Here is a 25,749-nt window from a genome sequence, read left to right as displayed (position 1 = left end):
AATAAGTTCAGGCGGAAATACAAAAATGGTGTGCAACACAAAACACATCAGTTAACATGCGCACCCTTCTGACAACTTTTGCGCAGAAAACCATCAAAAGGTGCATGAGTGATGCCAGTAAATACTATATTAGGATTGTTTGCCAAGTCTCCCCTGAAACCACTTCAGGAACATGCCAGCAGCGTGCACCAATGTTGCTCACTGCTCATTCCATTTTTCCAAGCTACGGCTCAACAACAGTGGGAAAACGCTCAACAGCTTCGTGAGCAAATCTCCATGCTAGAAAAACAGGCTGATACGCTGAAACGAGAAATTCGCCTCAAGCTACCACGCGGGCTGTTTTTACCGGTTGCTCGAACCGACATGCTCGATCTCGTGACTCAGCAAGATCGTTTGGCTAATCGCGCTAAAGATATTGCCGGCCGAGTCATCGGCCGCCGTCTCATGGTACCGGAATCGATGCAAACCGACTTCATGGTTTATTTGCAACGCTGCTTAGATGCTACCACGCAGGCCAACAAAGTGATCCACGAACTGGATGAACTGTTAGAAACAGGCTTCCGTGGGCGTGAAGCGTCACTGGTTGAGCAAATGGTGATGGAGTTGGACCACATTGAAGATGATACCGATCATCAACAAATTTTGCTGCGCCAAGCGTTGTTGGCTCTCGAACCACAGTATAACCCTATCGATGTGATGTGCCTGTATCAGGTCATGGAATGGATCGGCAGCCTTGCCGATGAATCACTGCGCGTAGGGTCACGCCTTGAGCTTATGTTAGCTCGTACGTAGTCATTGGTTTCTCACTGTTAATTTTAATCTTTTGATATTTTGGACTAACACAAATGGCAATTATTGCTGACCACGGCACTTTGCTGATCTTCATCGCGGCATTTTTCGGCTTGCTGATGGCAATTGGTATTGGGGCTAATGACGTTGCAAATGCTATGGGCACCTCCGTAGGCGCTCGCGCAATCACCGTCCGTCAGGCGATCATTATCGCCATGATCTTTGAATTTGCCGGAGCCTATCTGGCCGGTGGAGAAGTCACGCAAACCATCCGCAACGGCATCATTGATACCAGCGCCTTCAGCACACAGCCAGACGTGCTGGTTTTCGGCATGATGGCATCATTGCTGGCGGCTGGGATCTGGCTCATCGTAGCCTCGATGATGGGCTGGCCAGTTTCAACAACGCATTCCATCATTGGCGCTATTATTGGCTTTGCCTGTGTTTCCGTTGGGCCAGACGCCGTGGAATGGGGCGGCGTAAAAGGCATTGTAGGCAGTTGGATTATTACTCCGCTGATTTCCGGCGTGGTGGCTTACGGTATTTTCCTCAGCGCCCAACGTTTAATTTTTAATACCGATAATCCTTTCGCCAATGCACGCCGCTATGGCCCAATTTATATGTTTTTGACCTCTTTGGTTATTTTGCTGGTAACCATCAAAAAAGGCCTTAAACACGTTGGACTGCATCTTACCAACGGTGAAACATGGATTATCTCGATTGCGCTATCTCTGTTAGTGATGATCGGTGGCTATTTCTACCTATCGCGTAAATCATTCACCGATAACTCCGATGAAGAAGACCATTTCCGAGGCGTAGAGAAAGTCTTCAGTTTGCTGATGGTGATTACCGCGTGTGCGATGGCGTTTGCCCACGGTTCGAACGATGTCGCCAACGCGATTGGCCCATTGTCGGCCATCGTCGCCATTGTGCACGATCCCTTAGCGCTCGCGTCTACGTCGCCTATCGTCTGGTGGATATTACCACTGGGCGGAGTAGGCATCGTGGTTGGGTTGGCATTAATGGGACGGCGTGTGATGGAAACCGTAGGCAGTGGCATCACCGACCTTACCCCGAGTCGAGGCTTTGCCGCTCAGTTCGCCACTGCGTCTACCGTTGTGATTGCTTCTGGAACAGGATTACCGATTTCCACCACGCAAACGCTGGTTGGTGCGGTGCTTGGCGTGGGGTTCGCTCGTGGTATTGCGGCGTTAAATCTTAACGTGGCGCGCAACATTGTGGCTTCATGGATTATTACTCTGCCTGCGGGAGCGGGGTTATCTATCGTGTTGTTTTATATTTTGCAGGCACTGTTTGGCTAATTCGTGCTTTTCGTCAAACCATCGATGAAAGCCAAATAAACAGATGAAACATGGGGCCTGATAAGCGATTATCAGGCCTATTAATTTTTAGCCGTGCATTCCAAATGGTGTAACGACCCGCTTTAGAAGTCAGATAGTTCCCATTTCGGATTTTTCATTGCGTCGCCACACTGTTCCCCGTACTATTTTGTCTCTTCACCCACTTGAAAATGAAAATCAGATGCATAAATTTCGCTTAGTTTGTTTAACACTACTCGCCGCCTGCTTCACGCTGAATGCTCACGCTGAAGAGAAGCGCTACATTTCCGATGAGCTGAATACCTACGTCCACAGCGGCCCAGGTAATCAGTATCGTATCGTCGGAACATTAAATGCGGGTGAGGAAGTTGAACTACTGAGCGTTAATGCAGACAACAAATATGGTCAGGTACGCGATGCCAAAGGCCGTACCGTGTGGCTACCTATGGAGCAACTGAGCACTGAGCCGAGCTTACGTAGCCGCGTGCCAGAATTAGAGCAACAGGTAAAAACGCTGACCGACAAACTGACCAATATCGATAATAGCTGGAACCAACGTACTGCGGAAATGCAGCAAAAAGTGGCCAACAGCGATAGCACTATCAACGGTCTAAAATCAGAAAATCAAAAGCTGAAAGAACAGCTCTCCAGCGCACAGAAAAGCGTTAGCGCCATCAACACTCAGTTAGATGATAAAAAGCGCGGCATCATCATGCAGTGGTTCTTATATGGCGGCGGCGTTGCCGGTGGCGGCTTGCTGCTAGGCCTACTCTTGCCTCGTTTAATTCCACGACGCAAAAAAGACCGTTGGATGAATTAATCTTAGAAAACGCCGCTTGCGGCGTTTTTTTATTTCAGTGCGCGGCGCGTTTGTCGTAACCTGTTTGTTATAACCTATAGTTAACAAATTATCTTATCCGAATAACTGTGTTATGCCTTTCACCTCTCGGATTATCCCATCACGAAGAATGTGAAAGGCGTTTGTGAGGAAGTGAGTTTGAAGATTTTTTTGGTCGGCGGAGCCGTACGCGATAAGCGACTGAATTTACCCGTTTATGACCGCGATTGGGTCATCGAAGGTGCAACACCTGAAGAGTTAACGGCACAAGGTTTTCAGCAGGTTGGTAAAGATTTCCCCGTTTTTCTGCATCCTAAATCCCGAGAAGAATATGCGTTAGCACGCACCGAGCGAAAATCAGGCCACGGCTATACCGGTTTTGTCACCTATTTCGCCCCCGACGTAACCCTAGAACAAGACCTGTTACGCCGCGATCTCACCATCAATGCGATGGCTGAGAGCGCTGATGGAACGCTTATCGATCCCTACGGTGGCCTAAACGATCTTAACCACAAGGTTCTACGCCACGTATCAGATGCGTTTCACGAAGATCCGCTACGTGTATTGCGCGTTGCGCGCTTTGCGGCTCGTTTTGCTCATTTGGGCTTTCACGTCGCACCAGAAACAATGGCTTTGATGACGCAGATGACGGCGGATAATGAGCTACAAAATCTGACGCCTGAGCGAGTTTGGCGCGAAACAGAAAAAGCATTGATCACGCAGAGCCCACAGGTTTATTTCCAAGTGCTGCGTGACTGTGGTGCGTTAGCCGTATTGTTCCCAGAAATTGATAATCTGTTTGGCGTGCCGGCACCGGAAAAATGGCATCCAGAAATTGATACGGGTATTCACACGCTGATGGCATTAGCTATCGCCGCCGAACTCACCGACGAGATTGACGTGCGGTTTGCTACGCTAACGCATGATTTAGGCAAGGGGTTAACGCCGCCAGAGTATTGGCCACATCACCACGGTCACGGCCCTGCGGGTGTGAAATTGGTTGAAGCACTTTGCCAACGTTTACGCGTACCCAACGCCATTCGTGAACTGGCAAAAATCGTCGCTGAATATCACGATTTGATTCATACCGTGGAGAAGTTGCGACCGGTCACGCTGCTTAAATTATTTGATTCTATTGACGTTTGGCGCAAGCCACAGCGTTTGGAACAAATGATTATGTCCAGTGAAGCCGATGCCCGTGGGCGTACTGGATTTGAAAACAATCCCTACCCTCAAGGCGATTACCTGCGTGCGGCCTGCAAAGTGGCGGAAAGCGTATCTGTTCGAGAAGTTGTCGATGCCGGTTTCAAAGGACCGCAAATTCGTGAGGAACTGCAACAGCGCCGCTTAAACGCGCTCAAAGAGTGGAAGCAAGAAGTCTCGCCACCGGAAGAAAACCGCGATTAACACCCACAAAAAAGGCCTCGGTAAAAACCAAGGCCTTTTTTCATTGCTCAGCGTACTGTTTACAGGAATACCATGTAAACCACTGCGGCAACGATAAAGCGGTAAATCGCGAAGGGAACAAAAGAGATCCGTTTAATCACGCTCAAGAACGTTTTAATCGCAATTAATGCCACAATAAACGCCGTAACAAAACCAACCGCAAACATCGGTAAGTCAGCCATAGACAGGAACGGCAAGCTCTTATACAGCTCTAACGCGGTGGCACCCATCATCATTGGCACCGCCAAAATGAATGAGAACTCAGACGCTGCAAAGCGGCTCACGCCCATCAACATCCCGCCTGAAATGGTCGCACCAGAGCGAGAGAATCCCGGCCAAAGAGCCAAACACTGAAAACAGCCAATCATAAATGCCTGACGATAGGTAATATCGTCTAGCCCAACCGCGCGAGGTTGCTTTGGCTTAAGCCATTCCGCTGCCAGCAGTAGGAAACCACCGACGACCAACGCATACACTACGGTTCGTGGCGCAAACAGGGTTTTTATCGCATCGTGGAACACCAGCCCCAAGACTACCGCAGGGATCATCGCAAGCAGGATATGGCCTAATGTCAGATGTCCTTGGGTTTTGCCCTCATGCACCGGAGGCTGACCAAAATGAATGCCAATCAGGCCAAACAGACGACGCCAGAACATCACGACAACCGCCAAAATCGAGCCTAGTTGGATAATAACTTCAAAGGTCTTTGCCTTATCACCTTCAAATCCAAGCCAGTGTCCGACGATAATCATATGCCCCGTTGACGATACCGGCAGAAACTCTGTAACACCTTCAACAACCCCAAGAATAAACGCATTGATCAGCAAATGCAGATCCATAAAAGTACTACCCTTTTCAAAAGTGCTACGCACGCAAAAAAGTGACGCAATAGCGTCACTTATGAAGTATGACTGTGACTAGGCTAATTCAATAAAGTTTCGCCAATATGACATTTAAATCTCATTGATCTGATTGATTAAACGCGCTTTCCACGCTCAATCTGCACGCCGACACTTTTCGCATGCGCCACGGCGCCCGGTTTGCTGACTTTGATGCGAACCCACGGACTATTAAATTTATCCATCAGCATCATCGCCACTTCTTCAGCCACGCGCTCAACCAGCGCAAACTGGTTGGGTTCAACATGCTTGATGATCGCCTCACTCACGTCAGCATAGCTAAGGCAGTCTGCCACGTCATCGCTCAACGCTGCTTTGCGGTTATCCCACGCCAGCTCAACGTCGAATACAAGCTTCTGACGAATGGTTTGTTCCCAGTCATAAACACCGATTGTGGTGATGACGGTTAATTCTTCAATAAATACGATGTCCATCACGTGATTCTCTGTTTTTGCCTTTGGTTGGATACCACTTCTGTTTGAATGTGCGTATTATCCACAGATATGGTTGTTAAAACGACCCTTGCCCTTTATACCCTTTTATATCTTTTGATATATACCCTAAATCATTCGAGTTCAGAAAACGGCAAGCGAAGAGTATAGACATCGCAACGGTAACTTGAAGGGTGATGGGGACAAAACAACATAAGACGGAGCTGAGTTATGAGTGCGACTGCGTTAGGCATGATTATTCTCGCGTATCTGTGCGGCTCCATTTCCAGCGCAATTGTGGTCTGCCGTATTGCAGGCTTGCCCGATCCTCGTGAGAACGGCTCTGGAAATCCGGGAGCCACCAATGTGTTACGCATTGGCGGTAAAGCCGCAGCCGCAGCGGTACTGATTTTTGATGTGCTTAAAGGCATGTTGCCGGTTTGGCTCGCCTATAAGTTTGATGTTGCCCCGCTTTATCTCGGATTAACCGCTATTGCGGCCTGTTTAGGTCACATCTATCCGGTGTTCTTCCATTTTCGTGGCGGAAAAGGCGTGGCGACGGCATTCGGTGCCATCGCGCCAATTGGCTGGGATCTCACCGGCCTAATGACGGTGACATGGCTACTTACCGTTCTGCTGAGTGGATACTCCTCATTAGGCGCTATCGTCAGCGCACTGGTTGCTCCGTTTTACGTATGGTGGTTCAAGCCACAGTTTACGTTCCCAGTGGCGATGCTTTCCTGCTTAATTTTGATGCGCCATCACGACAATATCCAGCGTCTGTGGCGCGGGCAAGAAACCAAGATCTGGAAGAAGCTCAAGAACCGCAAAAAAACCGCTAACGCAGCAACTGAAGACATTCAGGAAGAAAAATCGAGCGACAAATAGCAAAATGGCGACCCAGAGGTCGCCATTTTTATGTTTATTTTTGGGATTACACCGCAGGCAATTCAGCCAAAGGCCAGCGCGGGCGAACCGAGACACTTAAATCCGCATTCACGCCGCTTTTCAAACGTACCAAGCCTGCATAAGCGATCATCGCACCGTTGTCGGTGCAAAACTCAGGGCGTGCATAAAAGACTTCGCCACCGCGTTTTTTCATCATCTCAGCCAAGCGAGCACGCAAAGTACGGTTAGCGCTCACGCCACCTGCCATAACCAAACGCTTGAAACCGGTTTGCTCTAAGGCGCGTTTGCACTTAATCGCCAACGTATCCACCACGGCGTCTTCGAATGCACGGGCAATATCGGCACGGGTTTGATCATCAGATTCGTTGTTACGAATCGTATTTGCCGCAAATGTTTTCAGTCCAGAGAAGCTGAAATCAAGTCCAGGACGATCGGTCATTGGGCGCGGGAAAACAAAGCGTCCTGCTTCACCCTGCTGTGCCATTTTCGACAACATCGGGCCGCCAGGATAGTCTAACCCTAGAAGTTTGGCTGTTTTATCAAACGCTTCACCCGCTGCATCGTCAATGGATTCGCCCAGTAATTCATACTGCCCCATACCGGTAACGCTAATCAGCTGGGTATGACCACCTGAAACTAACAGCGCAACGAAAGGAAACTCAGGCGGATTATCTTCCAGCATCGGTGCCAGCAAATGGCCTTCCATATGATGAACAGGAACCGCAGGCAAATCCCACGCAAAAGCAAGCGCACGCCCAACGGTTGCACCCACCAATAAAGCCCCAACAAGACCTGGACCTGCGGTATAGGCTACGCCATCGAGATCTTTTGCCATTAAATTAGCTTCTTTTAAGGCGGCCTGAATCAGGGGAATTGTTTTGCGCACATGGTCGCGAGATGCCAGTTCAGGGACAACGCCACCGTAATCAGCATGTAGTTTTATCTGGCTATACAACTGGTTAGCCAAAATACCTTGTTCATCGTCATAAATGGCGATACCGGTTTCATCACAGGATGTTTCGATGCCCAGAATGCGCATGGCGGCTCCAACAACTTTTCTCCAACAACTAAGGTGGCGCATAATAGCACAATTCAGCTATACTGTTCCGCTTTCGTGCTGTGGCAAATTAACCGACTAAAAACCACCTGCTATCCTTGGTGTAACAACTTGATAGTCAGAATCCTGTGGACATTAGCGCATCATTGCTTTACAAAGCGGTGCTGTTCGGATTAAAATTCCGCACCATTTTTGAACAGCTGACACTAGGTCAGCGAAAAGACCGATTTATATCGAGGTGAGAGGCACATGCCGGTAATTAAAGTACGTGAAAACGAGCCGTTCGACGTAGCTCTGCGTCGCTTCAAACGTTCATGCGAAAAAGCGGGCGTTTTAGCTGAAGTTCGTCGTCGTGAATTCTATGAAAAACCGACTACCGAACGTAAACGCGCAAAAGCGTCTGCAGTAAAACGTCACGCCAAGAAACTGGCTCGCGAAAACGCACGTCGCACCCGTCTGTACTAGTTTGTTCGGGGTGAAAGCCCCAACAAATGGTCCACAGACCATGTTGTTGTCTGTCGGAGTAGTGTTTTAAGTAGCTCTATTTTGATGTGCAGTAACATACGAAGGCCGTGCCTTCCGAAAGGAATGCGCGGCTTGTTCTCGTTTATAGGCTGAAAAATTGTCAACGCTGCTGGCGGTTTTTGCAGTCGCGCAAACAGACTAAATGTAAGGGCTTATGGCAGGACGAATCCCACGTGTATTCATAAATGACTTGCTAGCTCGGACCGATATTGTCGATCTGGTCGATGCGCGTGTGAAGTTAAAAAAGCAGGGCAAGAACTATCATGCCTGCTGTCCATTCCATAACGAAAAAACCCCTTCATTCACCGTGAACGCGGACAAACAGTTTTACCACTGCTTTGGCTGTGGTGCCCATGGTAACGCCATCGACTTCTTGATGAACTACGACAGACTTGAGTTTGTTGAAAGCGTTGAAGAGTTGGCAACTATGGCAGGTTTGGAAATTCCTTACGAAGCAGGAACCGGTCCAAGCCAGATTGAGCGTCACCAGCGTCAAAATTTATATCAGCTGATGAATAGCCTGAGCACTTTTTATCAGCAGGCTTTACGTCAACCAAGCAGCCAATCGGCGCAGCAATATTTAATGCAGCGCGGACTGAGCCAAGAAATCATCGACCACTTTGCTATCGGCTATGCACCGCCGGGCTGGGATAACGCGCTCAAACGCTTTGGACGCGATCTCGCAAGCCGCACAGCGCTTAATGATGCCGGAATGCTGGTTAATAATGACAATGGTCGAACGTACGACCGCTTCCGCGACCGCGTGATGTTCCCTATCCGCGATAGGCGTGGACGCGTTATTGCTTTCGGTGGCCGTATCTTGGGTGATGGTACGCCAAAATACTTAAACTCCCCCGAAACAGATATTTTCCATAAAGGCCGCCAGCTTTTCGGCCTGTATGAAGCACAGCAACGCCATCCAGAGTTGGCTAAATTGCTGGTGGTTGAAGGCTATATGGATGTGGTGGCACTCGCGCAGTTCGGCATTGATTATGCCGTTGCTTCGCTGGGAACCTCAACGACATCTGAGCACATTCAACTGATGTTCCGCACCACAGATACCGTGGTGTGCTGCTACGACGGCGATAACGCCGGACGTGAAGCCGCATGGCGAGCGCTGGAAACCGCGCTGCCGTTTTTATCCGATGGTCGGCAGTTGAAGTTTATGTTCCTGCCCGATGGTGAAGACCCGGATACGCTGGTGCGCAAAGAAGGCACCGCAGCATTTGAACAACGTATTGAGCAGGCCCAGCCGCTGTCAGCATTCTTATTTGATACGCTGATGCCGCAGGTCGATTTGAGTACTCCCGATGGGCGTACTAAGCTGAGTGCTCTGGCCTTGCCGCTGATTGGACAGATCCCAGGTGAAACCCTAAGGTTGTACCTACGGCAGTTTTTAGGTCAGAAGTTAGGCATTCTCGATGACAGTCAGCTTGATAAGCTGCTACCACGGCAGGCCGAGTCAGCAAATAGTTACCAGCAGCCTCAGCTAAAACGCACGACTATGCGTATACTTATAGGATTACTGGTACAAAATCCATCATTGGCGGCTGAAGTCCCTACGCTTGAAGGTTTAAGGGAACATCAACTGCCTGGATTGCCATTATTTATAGAATTGGTTGAAACCTGCCTAGCGCAGCCCGGGTTAACAACGGGTCAGTTGATTGAGCTATACCGTGATAATAAATATGCTCAACAGCTTGAAACCTTAGCAACTTGGAACCACATGGTTATTGAGGACATGGTTCACCAAACGTTCGTCGATACATTAGGCAGTCTGTATGACTCCATGCTCGAACAACGTCAGGAAGAACTCATCGCGTTGGATCGAACCCAAGGCTTAAACGCCGATCAACGACGAGAACTATGGGCACTCAACCAAGCATTGGCAAAAAAGAGTTAATCACCACAATTATCTATTTATTTTAATCGTACTACCCAGTGTGAATGAGGAATGGCAAACACTTCCCAAACCGACAGCGCATTGAGTTAGCGATTAAAAACTGAATTACGGCTTAAGTGCCGATGAAAAGCGGGGACAAGCCCCCGTATAATGCCGCAATACCGGGGAGCGGCGCGCAATGAAAAAAACCCGTGTCAGTTATTGTTGGCGGTTCTGCTGCCCAACACCGATTTAAACTCTGAAGTGTGGATACCGTCTTATGGAGCAAAACCCGCAGTCACAGCTAAAACTTCTTGTTACCAAGGGCAAGGAGCAAGGCTACCTGACCTATGCTGAGGTCAATGACCATCTGCCGGAAGATATCGTCGACTCCGACCAGATCGAAGACATCATCCAGATGATTAATGACATGGGTATTCAGGTGATGGAAGAAGCACCTGACGCCGATGATTTGATGCTGGCAGAAAACATTGCTGACGAAGATGCTGCCGAAGCCGCTGTGCAGGTATTATCAAGCGTAGAATCCGAGATCGGCCGCACGACTGACCCCGTCCGCATGTATATGCGTGAAATGGGTACCGTTGAACTTCTGACCCGTGAAGGCGAAATCGACATCGCTAAACGTATCGAAGACGGTATCAATCAGGTTCAGTGTTCTGTTGCCGAGTACCCGGAAGCAATTACCTACCTGCTTGAACAGTATGACCGTGTAGAGGCAGAAGAAGCTCGTCTGTCCGATATCATTACCGGTTTTGTCGACCCTAACGCAGAAGAAGATTTGGCGCCAACCGCGACCAACGTCGGTTCTGAACTCTCTTCAGAAGATCTGAATGACGACGATGAAGAAGAAGACGAAGACGACGACAGCGAAGATGACAACAGCATCGACCCTGAACTGGCGCGTCAGAAATTCTCTGAACTGCGTGAACAGTATGAAAAAACACGCGTAGCGATCAAAACTCATGGCCGCAGCCACGCGAAAGCAGCAGAAGAGATCCTGAATCTTTCTGAAGTTTTCAAACAGTTCCGTTTAGTGCCGAAGCAGTTTGACTATCTGGTCAACAACATGCGTCAGATGATGGATCGCGTTCGTACGCAAGAACGCCTGATCATGAAGCTGTGTGTTGAACAGAGCAAAATGCCGAAGAAAAACTTCATCACCCTATTCACCGGCAACGAAACCAACACTACTTGGTTCGAAGCAGCGCTGGCTATGGCTAAGCCATGGGGCGAGAAGCTGAAAGACGTACGTGAAGACGTTGAACGTAGCCTGCAAAAACTGCATCAGATCGAAGAAGAAACCGGTCTGACCATCGAGCAGGTTAAAGACATCAACCGTCGTATGTCTATCGGCGAAGCTAAAGCGCGCCGTGCGAAGAAAGAGATGGTTGAGGCGAACTTACGTCTGGTTATTTCTATCGCGAAGAAATACACCAACCGTGGCCTTCAGTTCCTGGATCTGATTCAGGAAGGTAACATCGGTTTGATGAAAGCGGTTGATAAGTTTGAATATCGCCGTGGTTACAAGTTCTCCACCTATGCAACATGGTGGATCCGTCAGGCGATTACCCGTTCTATCGCGGACCAGGCGCGTACCATCCGTATCCCGGTACATATGATTGAGACCATTAACAAACTCAACCGTATTTCCCGCCAGATGCTACAAGAGATGGGCCGTGAGCCGACGCCGGAAGAGCTGGCTGAACGCATGATGATGCCAGAAGACAAGATCCGCAAAGTGCTGAAAATTGCAAAAGAGCCGATCTCAATGGAAACCCCAATCGGTGATGATGAAGATTCACATCTGGGCGACTTCATTGAAGATACCACGCTTGAATTGCCGCTGGACTCTGCAACTTCCGAGAGCCTGCGTTCTGCAACGCGTGACGTCCTGTCTGGTCTGACCGCGCGTGAAGCTAAAGTCCTGCGTATGCGTTTCGGTATCGATATGAATACTGACCATACTCTGGAAGAAGTGGGTAAACAGTTCGACGTTACCCGTGAGCGTATTCGTCAGATCGAAGCGAAGGCACTGCGCAAACTGCGCCACCCAAGCCGTTCTGAAGTATTACGCAGCTTCTTGGACGATTAATTTCTTCCACATCGCGTTAAAAACAAAAACCCGCCTCGTGCGGGTTTTTTATTGCATCAACATCATCGTTTATCGACCAAGTGCATCATTGAGAACCCGATAGCTCGCCACCAGTTCATCAACGGTGATACGGCTCAGGCCACTCGGGTTTGGCAGCACCCAAATTTGGGTTTTCCCAATCATCTTCTCTTGGCGCCCCCACTCCACCTTTCGAATGCCAAATGCCTGCGTGTACGCCTGCTTACCAAGGATAGCGATAGATTGGGGCTGATAGCGCAAGATCTTTTGCTCAAGCGCGTCACCGCCTGCTCGCAGCTCTTCACGCGTAACTTCCGCAGCCGTGACGGTGGGACGAGAAACTAACGCAGTAATACCACAGCCGGTATCCAGCAGATGCCGCTCATCCTGTGGAGCCAGCTGGCGCTGGGTGAATCCAGCTAAATGAATGACTTTCCAGAAGCGATTTGTCGGATTAGCAAAATGGAATCCCTGATGCGCCGAACTTAATCCCGGGTTGATCCCACAAAAAATAACACGAAGGTCGGGAGCTATTATGTCCTGAAGCATCTGTCTTACATCCTATTCAATTTACGAATGGCTAAGATCTTACAGAAATTACAACGATCTAGCTATGCTCAAAAAAGCTGCAACCGCCACAAAGCTACTGGATCTCATGCCCGCTTTTACTCTATAATCCCCGCCACTCGGCCCCTTAGCTCAGTGGTTAGAGCAGGCGACTCATAATCGCTTGGTCGCTGGTTCAAGTCCAGCAGGGGCCACCAAATTTTAGCTTTAGATTCTGTCATTTAGGCCACTTCTTACGAGGTGGCTTTTTTGTTTCCAATACCTAATTGGCAGCAAAATGGCAGCACATTTTTTTCTATCTGCTCCATTTCTACTTACGTGCAAAAAAAAACCCACTCAACAGTGGGCAAAAAGAAGAATCAAATAGGGTTAAAAGGCTAAAACTGACTGACCATTTTTAGCTGGATGCGGCTCAACCATATTTATTAGTTGCGGTTTAGATATGAGCCTAACCACCGTTTCATGAGAAACAAATGTCAGGCTACAATTGATATTTGTGCACTGGTGATAGCGTTCTTTAGTTTCGCTAGTGACGGTAAAACTGCTTCGCGTATGTGCTGGACACCCGCATAGTGGACAATTCATCATGATAGCTCCCCCAAACAAACCCCAATTGTGAATAATTTTAAACCATAATCACAAAATGGGATATATCTATTCCATATCTAGATCATCAATCTTCACTTCCAGCTCTAGCGCCGTTGTGTACCCGCCACCGCTTAAAGAATGGGTGACCGTCGTTAGCAGCCAGTCCGCTGAGTCTATTTCCGCTTTGAATCCCTGAACCTTAACCGGCATTTCTGGGTATAACTCGGCACGGCCACGGGCCAACTGGATGGAAAATGTTGCCACCCCGCGCTGCAACTTTTGCCATGCTGCCTTTGCCGCTCTCTCAGCGTTCCCCTTATTGGCATAGGTGTGGCCCAACACCAACACATTGCCTTCGGTTCCCATCAAGTAATCCCCTTGCTTAGCCTCCGGCTCTTTAGGTTTAGCCTTACTTTTGGTTTTACGTTTACGCTTGACCGCTACCTGCTCTTTTTTCTTTGGCTCTCGCGTATTTAACCAGCTCGCAGTAACGCCGGTATAAGCCCCACGATCAGCCAATCCAAAGCGGTGCTGGTCACCATCACCGCGCACGATAGTGACTGCAGGGATAGGTTTGCCGCTGGCCGTTCTGCCCTGCCCTTGGCGAATAAACAGCAACTTGCCCCCTTTCACCGAGGCCACAGCACCTTCTTGCTTTGCCAACCGCGTTAAAAAGCTGCCGTCTGACTCGTTGGTTTGATCGACGTGGGGGATTTTTACCTTCTCCAGCGTGCTATCCAATGCCACGTCCAGCTTGTTGCGCTTGGCAATGGTCGTCACGATGTCGCCCAGCGTTTTGTCGTGGTACGAGGCCTCACGTTGGATGTTTAGGGTGTCCCGAAAATCAGCACTACGCGCACGCAAGGTAAGTTTGTCCGGCGCACCAGAATGCTCTATTTCATCGACCACAAACTGCCCTTTCGGGGTCAGTGCTTGACCTTTCCAACCTAGCGAGAGCGTCAGTACGACGCCACGACGCGGTAACGCTAACGCGCCGTCAGCGTCGTCTAATTCAATATCCAGTTGGTCCACTTCAAAGCCACGGTTATCCGTCAATGTGAGCGACATCAGGCGCTTTTCGATGTTGGCCGTAATGTCTTTGCCTTCCATCATCAGGCTGAACGCGGGGGCACTTTCCTGCCCCCTCACCCAATCCATCGCGATCATGGCAGCATCCCACTTAATGCACCGGTTGCACTGTCTTTCATCTGCTTAAGCTGGTCAGATAGATCGCCAAACATTTCAGCCAGTGATTCATCCACGCGCTTTAACGTAATGGTGAACTCAATCTGGCGCGCCGAACCATCGCTAAAAAAGACTTTTTTGGTTTGGTTGATACTCTCAATCACAAACATGCCGTAAATCGTCCCCGCCCCATCCAACAAAGACCATGCTTTGCCGGTTTCCGCCATCATCTCCAGCGTCAACATAGAGAGCCGACCACCAGTTAAGGCGGGGAATAGCTGCCCTGTCAGCGTCACGGTGTCAGTATCCGGCCCCAAAAACTGCGACGAGGGACGCAGACCCACTCGGCTATTCGTCGCGTGACGCCATGCCTTTTGCAGCTGTAGCTCCTGATAAGGCACCGTTTGCAACATAAACACAAATAATCCCAGCGTTAGCATCATCAGAAAATCCCCCTGTCACTAAATCCACTGTTCGCCCGCGCCTGCTGTTTACGATCCCGCTCATCCATTGCCTGCATCACCATGCGCGCAATATCCTGCGGCGATTGATTTGGCGCGGCGTGAATATGGATCTCGGTGTGGTTACCTGCCGCCGGTGATGTACTGGCCGCCTTGACCGCTACCACCGGCGCAGACCGATACTCTGCCGCCGGTAGACTGAACGGATGAAGAGGCGCAGCTGCCGCAGGAACAACCGGACTCATCCCTAGCGCAGCCACTGCCGCCATAACCGCCGTTTGTTTTCGCCCGGTAACACGCGCTGGGCCGTTAACCAATTCAGGCCCACGCTCGCCAACGATGCCAAACTGACCAGATGGAATGGTGCCACCACTGTCATACATTCCCGCAAAGCCCAGCCCCGACGGACTCGGGATTGGCTCACCATGCGCCCCGCTCACCGGTCCCACTGCTTTATCTGATTTCATCCAATCAGGCAGATAGTTGGATAACGATGTCAGTTTGGCTTTCAGGGTTTCCCACTTCTCATTAATTCCCGCCATCAGGCTGTCGATCATATTGCGGCCAGCCTCGACAAACTGCACAGGTAGCGCTTGAACACCGGACACAATCTCCGTCCATTTATTCGAGATAAACAGGGTGATAGCGTCCCATGTCTCACGGGTCCACTGGCTAATACTGGCCCACAGCGCCTTAATTTTGGGTCCCAACGTGTCCCAGTTCTGCCAGATATAAATTGCGGCCATCGCAATGCCCGCCAGAATTGCCAGCAGAGGATTGGCTAACATCGCACGCCCTAACCACAACACCGCCGTACCAACAACACGAAAGACTTTCGCTAACCCCCCGAGTAAACCGATTAGGTTCGGGATTTTTACTCCCATATAGCTCAGGAAAAATCGTAACGCCGCATAGGGCCCTATCAACCCTGCCATTGAGATAAGTAGCCCACCAATACCGGCCAATAGCAAAGCGACTCCTGCCGCTGCTTTAATAAATCCACCGGCCAGCCTTGGGTTTTCTTCAACAAAACGGCGAAAGGCACCGGTGGCATGCTTTGCTAGGTCGATCACTTCTAGAAGTGGATCACGCAACGTTTCACCCAGTGAAGCAAAGGTGTTTTTGACGCCGGTTTGCAACAGTAAGAACTGGGAAGAGAGAGAATTTTTATCAATGTCAGACTCACGCTGCATTGAACCTTTGGCCCCTGCTTTCTGCGTTAGGCCGAGCTGGCGAATAAATTCATCAATGTTAAGCCCTAGCTTCTGCGCATCATCGCCAAACTCTTTGCCAAACAGCTGAGTCATCACGCTGAGCTGTTTTTCTTTAGACAATCCCTTGATGCGCCCCAATACGTCCTGAATTGTCGCCACCGCATTATGGGAAATCCCTTTTTCCAGCTTATTCGCATTCAGCCCCAGCGTGTTCATCCCCTCAATAAAGCGTTTGCTCTGCATGGACGCGATCCCCAATTCACGCACCATCGCCTTACTCGCTGACGCTGCTACCTCTGGCGCGGCACCAAGTGAAAGAAATGTAGATCCCAACGCTGCCGCCTGTTTGTAGTCCATCTTGTCGGCAATATCGCCCATGCGCTGCATCACGTTGATGATGTCCGCCCCTTTGGATTGCGCGTTATCGTCCAGATAGTTGAGCGTGTCGCCCAGCTCTTCCAAATTGCCAATAGGGATTTTGTACAGAAACGCAATCTTGCCGAGATCTTCCGCTAACTGATCTGCGGGCATTTCAAAGGCTTTGGATGCCTTTGCGGATACAGCGGCAAAGTTTAATAGGTCTTTTTTCTGCTTCGCCCACGGGTCGCTGTCGTTAGTGACTCCCATACGCGCGCCACCTTCCACCAACGCGGCAATATCAGCCGCGCCGTTCTCCATCGGCAGCGTTTCACTTAGGCGCTGGATGTCTTTTTGCAGCTCGTAATACTGCGCCGTGCGTCCGCCCTTATCATCCAGTAGAGCATTGACCTGCTTGGCCACGCCTTTCATGGCGTCCTCAATCTGGCTGTAACTTTTTACCGCACCAAGAACCGGCGCACCGATGGCTAATCCTGCCGCCGTCGATGTTGCCCCCGCACCGGCAATGCGGTTACGCATGTCCAGTGTTTTGCCGTATTGGGCCTTAGCTGCGGAGAGTTTGCGCTGTTGCTCACCGGCGCGTTTTAGTAACCGTTCCTGCTCTTTTAACTTCGCGTTGTAGCGCTCGGTTTCAGACGTGATCCGCGCCGTGGCTTGTTCACCACTTTTGGCCGAAATACCCATGCGGTAAAGTTCAGCGCGTGCTTTCCCCATTTGAGCCACGCTTTCACGCTGCTTAGTCTCCAGCTTATTCACGGCGCGCCATTGTACCTCTAGCGCCTGTGTCTGTTTCTTGGTGGGGGTTTCCAGTTGGGACAGCTCACGCGTCATCATCTGCGCTTTTAGCTTGGCCTGCTCTAATTCGTTGCCCGTCTGACGGACGGCATTGGATAGCGCATTAAATGACGTGAGTTTTTGACCGGCTTCATCAAGCCGCTTGAGCGCATCACGGGAGTTTTTAACATCTTGGGCCAGCGCTCGCGTGCTAGCCTGTGCCATTTTGAAAGGTCGGGTTAGTTTATCAACGGCGTTGAGGACCACCTGCAGCCGCAAATTTTTATCACTCATCACTAGCACCACTGCGTAAAATAGCTCGGTGCCGCCACTCCAGCAATTCAGGCAGTGACATGTCGTCAGTGACGGCAGGTGACCAGTGGAAAATAGTGGCAACGTCCGCCACCAAATCTTCCACCATTAAGCTGTCGGGATATCGGACTTCACCCGATTCGGCAGCAAAAAAAGCACCACCTCCGTACTCAAGGTGATCAAGTCCGCCGGATCTAGCATCAGGACTTCGGCGCGGGTGAGCGCTGGCGTTGTCACACGCGGCAAAACCAGCGTCATGTTGTCCACATCCATTTCCATCAGCGCTTGTAGACGGCAACCGCGTAATGCCCCCGACTGCGGTTTGCGCACCACAATCTGCTTGATAGTGGTATTTCCACGTTGAATGGGTGTATCTAAATCCACGGTTTTTTCGGTCACTTCGCCGGTGGCAATATCTACGGTTACAGGCGGTGCCACGTCGTTTTTCTTCGTCGTTGTCATATTGATACCTACTTAATGAAATAAGCGCGGCGCTAACCGCGCATTAAATGAGAACTACAGGCCAATGGCCGTGCGGTGCGCTTCAAGCAAATCAACGCCGTTTGCGCGCTCAATCATGTTGATGGTGTCAACTTCGATCAGCTCTTCGCCGTTAATCGTTAATTTGTAATACGTCGGTGAGAAACTGACTTTGGTCGTTGAGCTGTCGCCCTGCTTGGTATCACCACCATCAATTTCTTTATGGCGTCCACGCACCACCACTTCGACGGCCTGCACTTCGCCGGAATCATCGCGCTGAATGGAGCCGGTAAAACGCAGCATCACCGCGTCCGCCTTCGCCGCCCCCCACTGCTTAAACAACAGCGATTCCGTGCCGCCCAGCGTAAATTCACACTCCAGCGCACCGTCATCCAGACCCAAATCAATATCCGCCGAGCCGTTCATGCCGCCGCCACGGTATTTTTCAAACTTACGGGTCAGCTTTGGCAGGGTGAAAGATTCCACAATCCCCATCCAGTTGATGCCATCGCTAAACATATTCAGATACTTAAACTTACGAGGTAATGCCATTGGTCGTTCCCCTTAGCCTTAAGCCTTCACCTTTGATGTGAAATCCATCAAGTACGAGTCAGTGATACGCTGGCGTAACATCAGGTTTTCCAGCGGAGGGACGGGGGTGTAGTCGTAATCCAGCAACAGCTTGCCCGCCTTTAGGGTTTCTTTGGTATTGCTATCAGGATCGAGATAGCAACGCCCACCCAGCAGATACCCCCCAGAGACCATTTCACGTAGCTTGGCGTTAATGCCCTCGATAATGTCGCGCACCAGCGATGGCGTCAGCGGCTTATCAATCGCCCACATATGGGCTTCGGCCATCGTGTCAGCCAACACCTGTGCGGTACGGGTGTAACATTCAAAGGCAAACAGCGGTTCGTCCGAGCAGCAGCGGGAACCCCAAAAACGAAAGCCATCTTTGCGGATAAGCGTGGTGATGTCGTTCTGGTTGAGTAATCCAGCTTCGGTGGCAGGATCTTGCAAATCCCAAAACACATCTGCGGATAGACCGGTGACGCCGTTCACGCCGACGTTAGACAGGGATTTATGCCAGCCTGTCTCCTCGTCAATTTTGGCTCGCAGTCCCAACGCGCGCGCCGTCGCAAAAGCGGTGGTATCGGCATTGGTCACCGTGTCCCAACTGATAAAGTCCGGCCAGATCAGCATCAGCTCACGCTGGCTAAAATTCTCACGATAGGTGATCACTTCTTCGATGGTTTTGCAGCCATAGGCGCTCACATAAGCAAAGCCACGCAGTTGCTGCGCAATTGAAGCCAGCTCGGTGGCAACGGCCTGTGTATCATGTGCGGGAGCACCTAGAATGCGCGGTTTAACGCCCAACTGAGCCTGCGCGGCCAATAACGCTTTTAGTCCGGTTTTCTTACCCTCTGCGGTGACCGAGCCAATAATATTGGTCGTGGTTTCCGCTTCGGTTTCTCCCTGCTCTACACGAACCACCACCACAACGGGCTTACACTGGTCCGCAATCGCATCCAAGGATTGCGCCAATGTGCCGGTGGTGCCTGCTTTACCGATTGCGGTTAATACATCCGTGATAAGCACGGGCTTATTGAGGGGGAACGCGGTTTGGTCCGCATCGTCGCCAGTGCAAACCATCCCAATGATGGCCGTACTGACAGTAGTGATGGTGCGCGTGCCTTCGTTAATTTCTTGGACACGTACACCGTGGTGATAATCTTGAGCCATAAAGCGGATCTCCTGTTCAGGTGTTCCGCTATGGTGAAAGAGAGGGGAAAAAGAATCATGCAGTGGGCATTGTGACAACGTTGGCACAATACCCAAAGGGATCACACTGCGGGGAGTTCCGGCCAAGCCACAATAGGTGCCGCTGACGTATCGACCCGACTCAGTAACACTCGATATGTACGCCATGCCGTCAGACTGGCTTCTTCCGCTTCTGTTGCCATTCCTAAATCAACCGCATCCTGTAACGGCGTGATTTTTTGATTGGCTTCGGCCATAAGCTGCGCGCGGGTTTCTTCGGCCTGAGCGAGCAATTCAGATTCAGGCACCACGCGAGGCGCTATCTTCTTACCGTCAAAAATCCAATTACCGTCGAGCCGATCGGGAAAATCTTTTGGAATCGCTTTTTTGCTCACTTCCGCAATAGAAAGATTTTCAGGGAATAACTCGACCGCGTTGTAGCTTTGCTGACGGATAACCCCATCCGCTTGATAGGCAATTTTTAGCTTTTCCGCACTTAATTTTTCACGCACATCATACCAATCTTGACCGTCCTCAGACTGGAGATGTAGTGCGCCATCCTCCGCGCGTTCTGTTTCGCACAGTGTGAAATTTTTATAAATCATGCTGTCTTTCCCCCTTACGCAATGTTTTTCCAAGCCCCACCGATATATTTTTGAATGCGACGGAAATAAACCCGAGAAATATAGAAGCCAACGCCACCGCCTGTGGGTTTAGTGGTTCCCACGATGGCGGTAATACACGCGCCTAAAGGAATACTGGCCTGCCCTGGGTAAGGAATATCTTTATATTCTTCAGCACCCATCTGTAAATTATTGATATACCGATTATCAGCCGCTGATGTCGTTATATAGGGGCTTAAATCGGGGACTGGAGGTGGATTATTTTTACTGTAACTATAATCCCAGCCAGACCATCTGTTTGAGGCTAAATCGTAAGTTCGACGGAAAATAACAGTGCTGTTATAAGGACGATATTCTTGTATACATCCATCATTACCGTTTGCGCCGTTTTTAATGACACACAAACTACCAGCCGCCTGAGTTGGATAATTAAGTGCTGCCGTAGCAGACGCGCTCACAGGCTGATAATAAAAACCCTCCTTTGTTCCAGTAAGGGTATTTAGATTCACCCCAGAAGCTATCATCCCACGAACTGGAAATGCTGAAATATCCGTAGCAGTGGGCTTATTCAATGGCCCATAAAGTTTTTGTAGCCTTTTCGCCTTAACCGCCCCGTCATTTCGGTTAACCTCCAACCATTCAACAGACAGATTGCCAGAGGCATCGACAAATAAATTCGCAGTAAGCCGCAGGGTATTACCGCCTCCCGTGCCATAAGAAATGTGAACACCAGCGCCGTAGCTGCCAAAATGATTATCAGCGCCACCACCTTGAACGAAAAACGCATTTCCAATGCTTGTCGGCGATAGGATGTCACTATCTTTCATGACGAGACCACTAGTACCAATCCCCCAAGCCCCATTCGCCATCAATGCATTGGCAGTGCCATCTGTAGCCGATTTTTGAACGTTGGAAGTTGCAGCGGTGCCGAGTTCTAAATTCTTACGCGCCTGCGGTTTATCGTTTAGGTCAGACAGATTCTTGTTTTTTTCTAGGCGCGTATTGGCGTTGTCGTTGGCCTTGCCCGCATTTTCGTCGGCGGTTTTGGCTTTTTTGTCAGCCTCGGCCGCTTTGTCGTAAGCGGCTTTAACCGCTTTCGGCGTAGCGGCTAATGTCTCGCTAGTGCTATTGGTGGCACTATTGAGTTGGACAATCCCCTTTTGGTTCGTGGTCGCATCCTGCGCGGTGTATTTGCCGTTTGCCAAGTCATAAGCCGCTTTGACGGCTTTCGGCGTGGCGGCCAATGCCTCACTGTCGCTATTGGTTGCGTTGCTAAGCTGGGTAAAACCTTTCTCTTTGAGCGTGGCGGCAGGATGGCGGCGCGATTGTTCATGCTCCAGCAATTTATCGTCAACATATTCCTGAGTCGCGAGCACGGTCGAGCTGTCGATCAGCAAATTCACCGTGTCCATATCGCTAACAATCACCACCATGCGCAGGGTCTGCGCACGGCCTGAGCCCTCGGATAACAGAGGCTTGTAACTCTCGGCCATGTTACTGACCGCAATCAACGCACCGACCTCATCATAGAGACCGAGCTCACGCATCCAAAAGCCGCCAATCTCAGGCGGAATAACCAGCTCGGCCACCAGATAGTTTTTATGCTTCGGGTCGACGATCACTTTATTGAGCGCGGCGCGGTGCTTTTCTGCAATCAGCTTGGTTTGTGCTGGATCAGGCGCGGGCAATGAACCACCGCCATCCCCCACGGCCATGTGGGTGAGATTGATTTTTGTCCCGCCAGCGGTGGCGGCGGCAATCTTGGCCGCGCCGATTTTGGTCAGTACCGCTTTATATTTTTGTCCCATCGGGTTAGCTCTCTTCGTCAGGATAAACGGTGATAATGTCGCCGTCGTATACGGCGGCACCGGTATAGGCATAGCCCGCCACGTCTTGAATAATCGTCAACCCTATCAGGTGACGACTGACCGGCTTAGCGTCGGCAATCAGGCGTTCCATTTCCTGATACATCGCCTCGTCAATGCCACTTTCCAACACCCCGATATCCAGCCGGAATGTGCCTGCAGGATCATTGTTTTCCCACCACTCGCTGACGTTAATCAGATAGCCCAAAGGTTCAACCACGCGTCGAATGGCGCTGATGGTGCCTTTTCGGCTATGGATATAAAACGCATCGGCCACCACTTGCCGTTTGGTCTCCTCCGGCCAGTGCTCATCCCAACGGTCAACCGATCGGGACCATGCGAGATAAGGTAAAAATTCAATGGGGCAGGTTCTGGGGTTCCACAAGTCACGCAGTGGCACCTGCAGATCACTAATCCCTTTGCAGGTCTGCGCCAACCGACGTTCTAGCGTTGAAGCTCCCGACGGCAGCAGACTAAGTACTAGGTTCATTCATCAGATCCCCCAATCGTCACACTCCAATCGTTACAATATGCCGCCTGTGTCTTATCTAGGATCACATCCTTCTTGGGCTCAGTAAGTTCAACGCGCTGTACACCCTCAACATGTAGCGCGGCGTGCAAGGCTGAGATGCGGATGTCACGTCCCAGCCGCCGCTGGGTACTGATGTAGTTTTTCAGGCTGGCTTTGGCCGCGGCAAGAATAGGTTCAGACTCAGGGCCCTGATAGACATACAACACCGCGCTGACGGAGTAGGAAACAATCTGTGCAGACTGAACGGTCAAGCGATCCGCCACGGGGCGCACGTTCTCATCATTCAAGGCATTTTTGACCACAGCCAATAATTCGGCATCTGCCTGACCGTCCCCCGCTCGCGCCAACACGGTGACCACCACCTGCGCGGGTTCGGGACTAATGGCGCTCACATCGGCCACCCGCCCGTCAGCACTCAAGGCGTGATACTGATAAGACGCCGCTGGCCCCGCAACGGATAGCCCTTCAAAGGCAGCAGGAATGCGGGCGCGTAAATCGGTATCGGATTCCATCACCGCATCCACTGGCGGAATAGTGTCCGTGTCAGCAGGAGTCACCACCAAGCGAGTCACATCGTTGTTGGCGGCAAGCTGATCCAAGTCACCGCCAAGCGCATACGACACCATAACCGCCTGTGCAGCCTCATTAACACGTTGACGCAGCAGTAATTCACGATAGGCATTTTCCTGCAGCAGCTTAATGATAGGCTCGGATTCCAGCTGCAATGTGCGCCGCACAGCGTCCTGCTCATCAGGTGGGTACAATGACACCAGATAGTTTTTACGCTCAGTCAGTAAGGTTTCAAAATCCAGCGCCTCAACCACATTAGGGGCAGGCAGCTGCGACAAATCAACGGACGCCATCAGGTATTTTCTCCCAGTGAAATAGACAGACTGGCGGGACTGCCATCGGTTCGCGCACCCGACAATTCAACGGTCATTACGCCATTCATTTCCGTATTAATTTGGATACGTTGCAGCTGAATGCGCGGCTCCCAGCGGCTAATGGCGGTATAGCTCGCGGCCATTACCTGCAGCTTGACCGCGTCGTTTTGCGGCCAGTCGATAAGCTCCGGCAATAACGATCCATATTCACGACGCGCAAGACGAGAACCCACGGGGGTCACCAAAATATCCCGCATGGATTGCCGTATATGCTCCAGCTCAGTAATACGTTTACCGGTTAGCTGATTCATACCCAGATATTTCATTTCACTGGTCCCCCAGATGTATCCCCGCCCGACTTCACGCCGTCGTGTTTATGCGCATCGACTACAACACCGTTAGATGAAAGTTTGCCGCCGCTGTGAGTAATATTCCCGCTCATGGTCCCGCCTTTAGTGACAGACATTTGCGGAGTTTCCAGCAAGGTGGCACAGCGTACTTTTGGCGTGTCAAAAAAGACTTCCACCGATGCAGCTAGCACCAGTTGCTTGATACCCTTTATCAATAATTTGCTGCTTTCAGGGTCATATTCGAAATGAGCACCATCAGGGAACGTCACCACCAACGCATTTTCAGATTGGGACGGCGGCGGGTTTTCGTCGGAATAGATAGCAGGCAGCGCAAAGGCCGTGGTTAGTTCGCCCCCAATGGCAAGCAATAGCACCTGCTCCCCTATCGATGGTTTCCACCATGTGCGCGCAGCTCCCGCACGCATCGTAAGCCACGGTATCCAGCTAGTTTGGTTTTCTCCGGTAGCCACACGGCACAGCCATTTATCTGCATCGACATCAATAATGCAGCCGGTGCGGATCATGTTGCGTAGTAGGCGTAGGAGTTCGGTGAGTTCTGTAGTCATATAGACATTATCTATAGACTCAGAATATAAAGTTACTCATACTCAATGTATAATCCTTCACACAATGAATAAATATCTCTAAGGTTAAAAATGCTGACCAATGAAGAAGTAAAACAAATATTAAAGAGAGTACTTTTCCCCAACTTCACCAATAAACTAACATGGTTTATAACCCTTAGTGGCATATCTATAATATCGGCACCAACGCCATGGGGATACGCCTGCATAGTTTGGGCAATTAAGACCTTCAACATTAATTATGGCGATAAATTTACCATTTCTGATTTTTATGATGCAGCCCCAGATACAAGCACTGGATTTTACTTAATTCTAATTGCGGTCACTCACAATATTATATATAGATTAATATGTGCGTATGAAAAATTCTCAACAGATAGAACTCACCAAGAAAAAAAGAAAAATGAAATTGCCTGTGATATAAAAACACTTTCTGAGTTAAAAAAAGATCTAACATCTAAGCCAGCATTCATTAGCTTTTTAAAAGAGCATAACTTTGGTACAACATTTAATTACTCCGAGGTAGAAAACTTAGAGGTATTTTTAAAAAAATGGGAAGGGAATAATTATATGTTTATTGATAAATCTCTCGAAAATGAAAGAAAAAGACTAATATCAGCCTTGCATAAGCTATATCTTATTATCATAAATAACATTGACTCAATTAACACTCAAGGAACAAGATCAACAATTCTTCCTCATCATGAAAGAGCAAGTGGGTATTACAGCAAGACTACTCACGACTTAATAGAGTCGGCTAACGCTGCTAGTTCAGAATGTTATGAAAGTTACCAAAATATAATTAAACTAGGGAAGTTAGAGCTAGCCAACTGATACTATAAAATTATATATGAATAACTATTGGTTATTTTAGCCACCGATACCTCATAATCGACCTGCACACTCAACACGCTTCATGCAGGTCGTATTGGTTGGTAAGCCAG

At 49.9% G+C, this 25,749-nt stretch carries 27 protein-coding genes and 1 tRNA gene; 10 read left to right on the top strand and 18 right to left on the bottom strand.

Going from position 1 to position 25,749, the window contains the following annotated elements; genetic code table 11:
• The first annotated feature begins 111 nt into the window (after positions 1–111).
• From AB3Y96_RS03370 to AB3Y96_RS03355, 4 genes are all read left to right on the top strand, one after another.
• Positions 112–792, top strand: coding sequence for a TIGR00153 family protein (locus AB3Y96_RS03370; protein WP_072310254.1), 681 nt, complete (start codon positions 112–114; stop codon positions 790–792).
• A 53-nt stretch (positions 793–845) separates the two neighbouring features.
• Positions 846–2,111, top strand: a complete 1,266-nt coding sequence (locus AB3Y96_RS03365) for an inorganic phosphate transporter (RefSeq protein WP_367298497.1) — start codon at positions 846–848, stop codon at positions 2,109–2,111.
• A gap of 220 nt (positions 2,112–2,331) precedes the next feature.
• Positions 2,332–2,949 carry a TIGR04211 family SH3 domain-containing protein gene (locus tag AB3Y96_RS03360; protein WP_367298496.1) on the top strand — a complete coding sequence of 206 codons (618 nt, stop codon included), beginning with the start codon at positions 2,332–2,334 and terminating at the stop codon, positions 2,947–2,949.
• 177 nt (positions 2,950–3,126) lie between these two features.
• Positions 3,127–4,374 carry a multifunctional CCA addition/repair protein gene (locus AB3Y96_RS03355; RefSeq protein ID WP_072310257.1) on the top strand — a complete coding sequence of 416 codons (1,248 nt, stop codon included), beginning with the start codon at positions 3,127–3,129 and terminating at the stop codon, positions 4,372–4,374.
• Positions 4,375–4,433: 59 nt separating this feature from the next.
• On the opposite strand, the gene bacA is transcribed toward AB3Y96_RS03355, so the two are convergent.
• Positions 4,434–5,252, bottom strand: coding sequence for an undecaprenyl-diphosphate phosphatase (bacA, locus tag AB3Y96_RS03350; RefSeq protein ID WP_043490814.1), 819 nt, complete (start codon positions 5,250–5,252; stop codon positions 4,434–4,436).
• A 137-nt stretch (positions 5,253–5,389) separates the two neighbouring features.
• Positions 5,390–5,746, bottom strand: a complete 357-nt coding sequence (gene folB, locus AB3Y96_RS03345; RefSeq protein WP_040046250.1) for a bifunctional dihydroneopterin aldolase/7,8-dihydroneopterin epimerase — start codon at positions 5,744–5,746, stop codon at positions 5,390–5,392.
• A 228-nt stretch (positions 5,747–5,974) separates the two neighbouring features.
• Here folB and plsY point away from each other — a divergent pair, with 228 nt between their 5' ends.
• The gene (plsY, locus tag AB3Y96_RS03340) at positions 5,975–6,631 is read left to right on the top strand and encodes a glycerol-3-phosphate 1-O-acyltransferase PlsY (protein ID WP_130933327.1); all 657 of its coding nucleotides are present in this window, start codon (positions 5,975–5,977) and stop codon (positions 6,629–6,631) included.
• 46 nt (positions 6,632–6,677) lie between these two features.
• On the opposite strand, the gene tsaD is transcribed toward plsY, so the two are convergent.
• Positions 6,678–7,691, bottom strand: coding sequence for a tRNA (adenosine(37)-N6)-threonylcarbamoyltransferase complex transferase subunit TsaD (tsaD, locus tag AB3Y96_RS03335; RefSeq protein WP_367298495.1), 1,014 nt, complete (start codon positions 7,689–7,691; stop codon positions 6,678–6,680).
• Positions 7,692–7,958: 267 nt separating this feature from the next.
• On the opposite strand from tsaD, the gene rpsU reads away from it, so the two are divergent.
• The 3 genes from rpsU to rpoD all read left to right on the top strand — a co-directional run bounded on the left by rpsU (position 7,959) and on the right by rpoD (position 12,229).
• Positions 7,959–8,174, top strand: a complete 216-nt coding sequence (gene rpsU / locus AB3Y96_RS03330) for a 30S ribosomal protein S21 (RefSeq protein WP_001144069.1) — start codon at positions 7,959–7,961, stop codon at positions 8,172–8,174.
• A gap of 214 nt (positions 8,175–8,388) precedes the next feature.
• Positions 8,389–10,137 (top strand): DNA primase, encoded by a 1,749-nt coding sequence (gene dnaG, locus AB3Y96_RS03325; RefSeq protein ID WP_072310260.1) that lies wholly within the window; start codon positions 8,389–8,391, stop codon positions 10,135–10,137.
• A 259-nt stretch (positions 10,138–10,396) separates the two neighbouring features.
• Positions 10,397–12,229: an RNA polymerase sigma factor RpoD gene (gene rpoD, locus AB3Y96_RS03320; RefSeq protein WP_025799013.1), complete on the top strand. Its 1,833-nt coding sequence runs from the start codon at positions 10,397–10,399 to the stop codon at positions 12,227–12,229.
• A gap of 69 nt (positions 12,230–12,298) precedes the next feature.
• On the opposite strand, the gene mug is transcribed toward rpoD, so the two are convergent.
• A complete protein-coding gene (gene mug / locus AB3Y96_RS03315) occupies positions 12,299–12,796 on the bottom strand; it encodes a G/U mismatch-specific DNA glycosylase (protein ID WP_367298494.1) in 498 nt (165 codons plus the stop codon).
• A gap of 139 nt (positions 12,797–12,935) precedes the next feature.
• Here mug and AB3Y96_RS03310 point away from each other — a divergent pair.
• Positions 12,936–13,011, top strand: a tRNA-Ile gene (locus AB3Y96_RS03310).
• Between the two features lie 172 nt (positions 13,012–13,183).
• On the opposite strand, the gene AB3Y96_RS03305 is transcribed toward AB3Y96_RS03310, so the two are convergent.
• The 14 genes from AB3Y96_RS03305 to AB3Y96_RS03240 form a co-directional block, all read right to left on the bottom strand.
• A complete protein-coding gene (locus AB3Y96_RS03305; RefSeq protein WP_083321377.1) occupies positions 13,184–13,402 on the bottom strand; it encodes an ogr/Delta-like zinc finger family protein in 219 nt (72 codons plus the stop codon).
• A gap of 66 nt (positions 13,403–13,468) precedes the next feature.
• Positions 13,469–14,569, bottom strand: a complete 1,101-nt coding sequence (locus AB3Y96_RS03300; RefSeq protein WP_367298493.1) for a phage late control D family protein — start codon at positions 14,567–14,569, stop codon at positions 13,469–13,471.
• Positions 14,566–15,030, bottom strand: a complete 465-nt coding sequence (locus tag AB3Y96_RS03295) for a phage tail protein (RefSeq protein ID WP_367298492.1) — start codon at positions 15,028–15,030, stop codon at positions 14,566–14,568. Before AB3Y96_RS03295 ends, AB3Y96_RS03300 begins: the two co-directional genes overlap by 4 nt.
• Positions 15,030–17,708: a phage tail tape measure protein gene (locus AB3Y96_RS03290; RefSeq protein WP_367298491.1), complete on the bottom strand. Its 2,679-nt coding sequence runs from the start codon at positions 17,706–17,708 to the stop codon at positions 15,030–15,032. The genes AB3Y96_RS03295 and AB3Y96_RS03290 overlap by 1 nt, the downstream gene beginning before the upstream one ends.
• Positions 17,701–17,820, bottom strand: coding sequence for a GpE family phage tail protein (locus AB3Y96_RS03285; RefSeq protein ID WP_070715247.1), 120 nt, complete (start codon positions 17,818–17,820; stop codon positions 17,701–17,703). Before AB3Y96_RS03285 ends, AB3Y96_RS03290 begins: the two co-directional genes overlap by 8 nt.
• A gap of 14 nt (positions 17,821–17,834) precedes the next feature.
• Entirely contained in the window at positions 17,835–18,188 is a 354-nt protein-coding gene (locus tag AB3Y96_RS03280; RefSeq protein WP_367298490.1) for a phage tail assembly protein, read from the bottom strand.
• Between the two features lie 54 nt (positions 18,189–18,242).
• A complete protein-coding gene (locus AB3Y96_RS03275) occupies positions 18,243–18,758 on the bottom strand; it encodes a phage major tail tube protein (RefSeq protein ID WP_367298489.1) in 516 nt (171 codons plus the stop codon).
• Positions 18,759–18,776: 18 nt separating this feature from the next.
• Entirely contained in the window at positions 18,777–19,949 is a 1,173-nt protein-coding gene (locus AB3Y96_RS03270; RefSeq protein ID WP_367298488.1) for a phage tail sheath protein, read from the bottom strand.
• A gap of 101 nt (positions 19,950–20,050) precedes the next feature.
• Positions 20,051–20,572, bottom strand: a complete 522-nt coding sequence (locus tag AB3Y96_RS03265) for a tail fiber assembly protein (protein WP_367298487.1) — start codon at positions 20,570–20,572, stop codon at positions 20,051–20,053.
• A gap of 14 nt (positions 20,573–20,586) precedes the next feature.
• On the bottom strand, positions 20,587–22,398 hold the full coding sequence (locus AB3Y96_RS03260) for a phage tail protein (protein ID WP_367298486.1): 1,812 nt from the start codon (positions 22,396–22,398) through the stop codon (positions 20,587–20,589).
• Positions 22,399–22,402: 4 nt separating this feature from the next.
• The gene (locus AB3Y96_RS03255; protein WP_367298485.1) at positions 22,403–22,945 is read right to left on the bottom strand and encodes a phage tail protein I; all 543 of its coding nucleotides are present in this window, start codon (positions 22,943–22,945) and stop codon (positions 22,403–22,405) included.
• Positions 22,942–23,850, bottom strand: a complete 909-nt coding sequence (locus AB3Y96_RS03250) for a baseplate assembly protein (RefSeq protein ID WP_367298484.1) — start codon at positions 23,848–23,850, stop codon at positions 22,942–22,944. The genes AB3Y96_RS03255 and AB3Y96_RS03250 overlap by 4 nt, the downstream gene beginning before the upstream one ends.
• The gene (locus AB3Y96_RS03245) at positions 23,850–24,197 is read right to left on the bottom strand and encodes a GPW/gp25 family protein (RefSeq protein ID WP_367298483.1); all 348 of its coding nucleotides are present in this window, start codon (positions 24,195–24,197) and stop codon (positions 23,850–23,852) included. Before AB3Y96_RS03245 ends, AB3Y96_RS03250 begins: the two co-directional genes overlap by 1 nt.
• The gene (locus tag AB3Y96_RS03240; protein WP_367298482.1) at positions 24,194–24,787 is read right to left on the bottom strand and encodes a phage baseplate assembly protein V; all 594 of its coding nucleotides are present in this window, start codon (positions 24,785–24,787) and stop codon (positions 24,194–24,196) included. Before AB3Y96_RS03240 ends, AB3Y96_RS03245 begins: the two co-directional genes overlap by 4 nt.
• 90 nt (positions 24,788–24,877) lie before the next feature.
• Between AB3Y96_RS03240 and AB3Y96_RS03235 the strand changes: the two genes are divergently transcribed.
• Positions 24,878–25,639: a hypothetical protein gene (locus tag AB3Y96_RS03235; RefSeq protein WP_367298481.1), complete on the top strand. Its 762-nt coding sequence runs from the start codon at positions 24,878–24,880 to the stop codon at positions 25,637–25,639.
• Positions 25,640–25,749 lie beyond the last annotated feature (110 nt).

The organism is Hafnia alvei (assembly GCF_964063325.1).
GTDB lineage: Bacteria > Pseudomonadota > Gammaproteobacteria > Enterobacterales > Enterobacteriaceae > Hafnia > Hafnia alvei_B.
This window is presented reverse-complemented; position numbering and strand designations above follow the sequence as displayed.

Excerpts from the sequence above, each read along its gene's own strand:
- AB3Y96_RS03370 (WP_072310254.1), top strand. The coding sequence starts at position 112 with ATGCCAGTAAATACTATATTAGGATTGTTTGCCAAGTCTCCCCTGAAA.
- AB3Y96_RS03365 (WP_367298497.1), top strand. The coding sequence starts at position 846 with ATGGCAATTATTGCTGACCACGGCACTTTGCTGATCTTCATCGCGGCA.
- AB3Y96_RS03360 (WP_367298496.1), top strand. The coding sequence starts at position 2,332 with ATGCATAAATTTCGCTTAGTTTGTTTAACACTACTCGCCGCCTGCTTC.
- bacA (WP_043490814.1), bottom strand. The coding sequence starts at position 5,252 with ATGGATCTGCATTTGCTGATCAATGCGTTTATTCTTGGGGTTGTTGAA.
- folB (WP_040046250.1), bottom strand. The coding sequence starts at position 5,746 with ATGGACATCGTATTTATTGAAGAATTAACCGTCATCACCACAATCGGT.
- plsY (WP_130933327.1), top strand. The coding sequence starts at position 5,975 with ATGAGTGCGACTGCGTTAGGCATGATTATTCTCGCGTATCTGTGCGGC.
- tsaD (WP_367298495.1), bottom strand. The coding sequence starts at position 7,691 with ATGCGCATTCTGGGCATCGAAACATCCTGTGATGAAACCGGTATCGCC.
- rpsU (WP_001144069.1), top strand. The coding sequence starts at position 7,959 with ATGCCGGTAATTAAAGTACGTGAAAACGAGCCGTTCGACGTAGCTCTG.
- dnaG (WP_072310260.1), top strand. The coding sequence starts at position 8,389 with ATGGCAGGACGAATCCCACGTGTATTCATAAATGACTTGCTAGCTCGG.
- rpoD (WP_025799013.1), top strand. The coding sequence starts at position 10,397 with ATGGAGCAAAACCCGCAGTCACAGCTAAAACTTCTTGTTACCAAGGGC.
- mug (WP_367298494.1), bottom strand. The coding sequence starts at position 12,796 with ATGCTTCAGGACATAATAGCTCCCGACCTTCGTGTTATTTTTTGTGGG.
- AB3Y96_RS03305 (WP_083321377.1), bottom strand. The coding sequence starts at position 13,402 with ATGATGAATTGTCCACTATGCGGGTGTCCAGCACATACGCGAAGCAGT.
- AB3Y96_RS03300 (WP_367298493.1), bottom strand. The coding sequence starts at position 14,569 with ATGATCGCGATGGATTGGGTGAGGGGGCAGGAAAGTGCCCCCGCGTTC.
- AB3Y96_RS03295 (WP_367298492.1), bottom strand. The coding sequence starts at position 15,030 with ATGATGCTAACGCTGGGATTATTTGTGTTTATGTTGCAAACGGTGCCT.
- AB3Y96_RS03290 (WP_367298491.1), bottom strand. The coding sequence starts at position 17,708 with ATGAGTGATAAAAATTTGCGGCTGCAGGTGGTCCTCAACGCCGTTGAT.
- AB3Y96_RS03280 (WP_367298490.1), bottom strand. The coding sequence starts at position 18,188 with ATGACAACGACGAAGAAAAACGACGTGGCACCGCCTGTAACCGTAGAT.
- AB3Y96_RS03275 (WP_367298489.1), bottom strand. The coding sequence starts at position 18,758 with ATGGCATTACCTCGTAAGTTTAAGTATCTGAATATGTTTAGCGATGGC.
- AB3Y96_RS03270 (WP_367298488.1), bottom strand. The coding sequence starts at position 19,949 with ATGGCTCAAGATTATCACCACGGTGTACGTGTCCAAGAAATTAACGAA.
- AB3Y96_RS03265 (WP_367298487.1), bottom strand. The coding sequence starts at position 20,572 with ATGATTTATAAAAATTTCACACTGTGCGAAACAGAACGCGCGGAGGAT.
- AB3Y96_RS03260 (WP_367298486.1), bottom strand. The coding sequence starts at position 22,398 with ATGGGACAAAAATATAAAGCGGTACTGACCAAAATCGGCGCGGCCAAG.
- AB3Y96_RS03255 (WP_367298485.1), bottom strand. The coding sequence starts at position 22,945 with ATGAACCTAGTACTTAGTCTGCTGCCGTCGGGAGCTTCAACGCTAGAA.
- AB3Y96_RS03250 (WP_367298484.1), bottom strand. The coding sequence starts at position 23,850 with ATGGCGTCCGTTGATTTGTCGCAGCTGCCTGCCCCTAATGTGGTTGAG.
- AB3Y96_RS03245 (WP_367298483.1), bottom strand. The coding sequence starts at position 24,197 with ATGAAATATCTGGGTATGAATCAGCTAACCGGTAAACGTATTACTGAG.
- AB3Y96_RS03240 (WP_367298482.1), bottom strand. The coding sequence starts at position 24,787 with ATGACTACAGAACTCACCGAACTCCTACGCCTACTACGCAACATGATC.
- AB3Y96_RS03235 (WP_367298481.1), top strand. The coding sequence starts at position 24,878 with ATGCTGACCAATGAAGAAGTAAAACAAATATTAAAGAGAGTACTTTTC.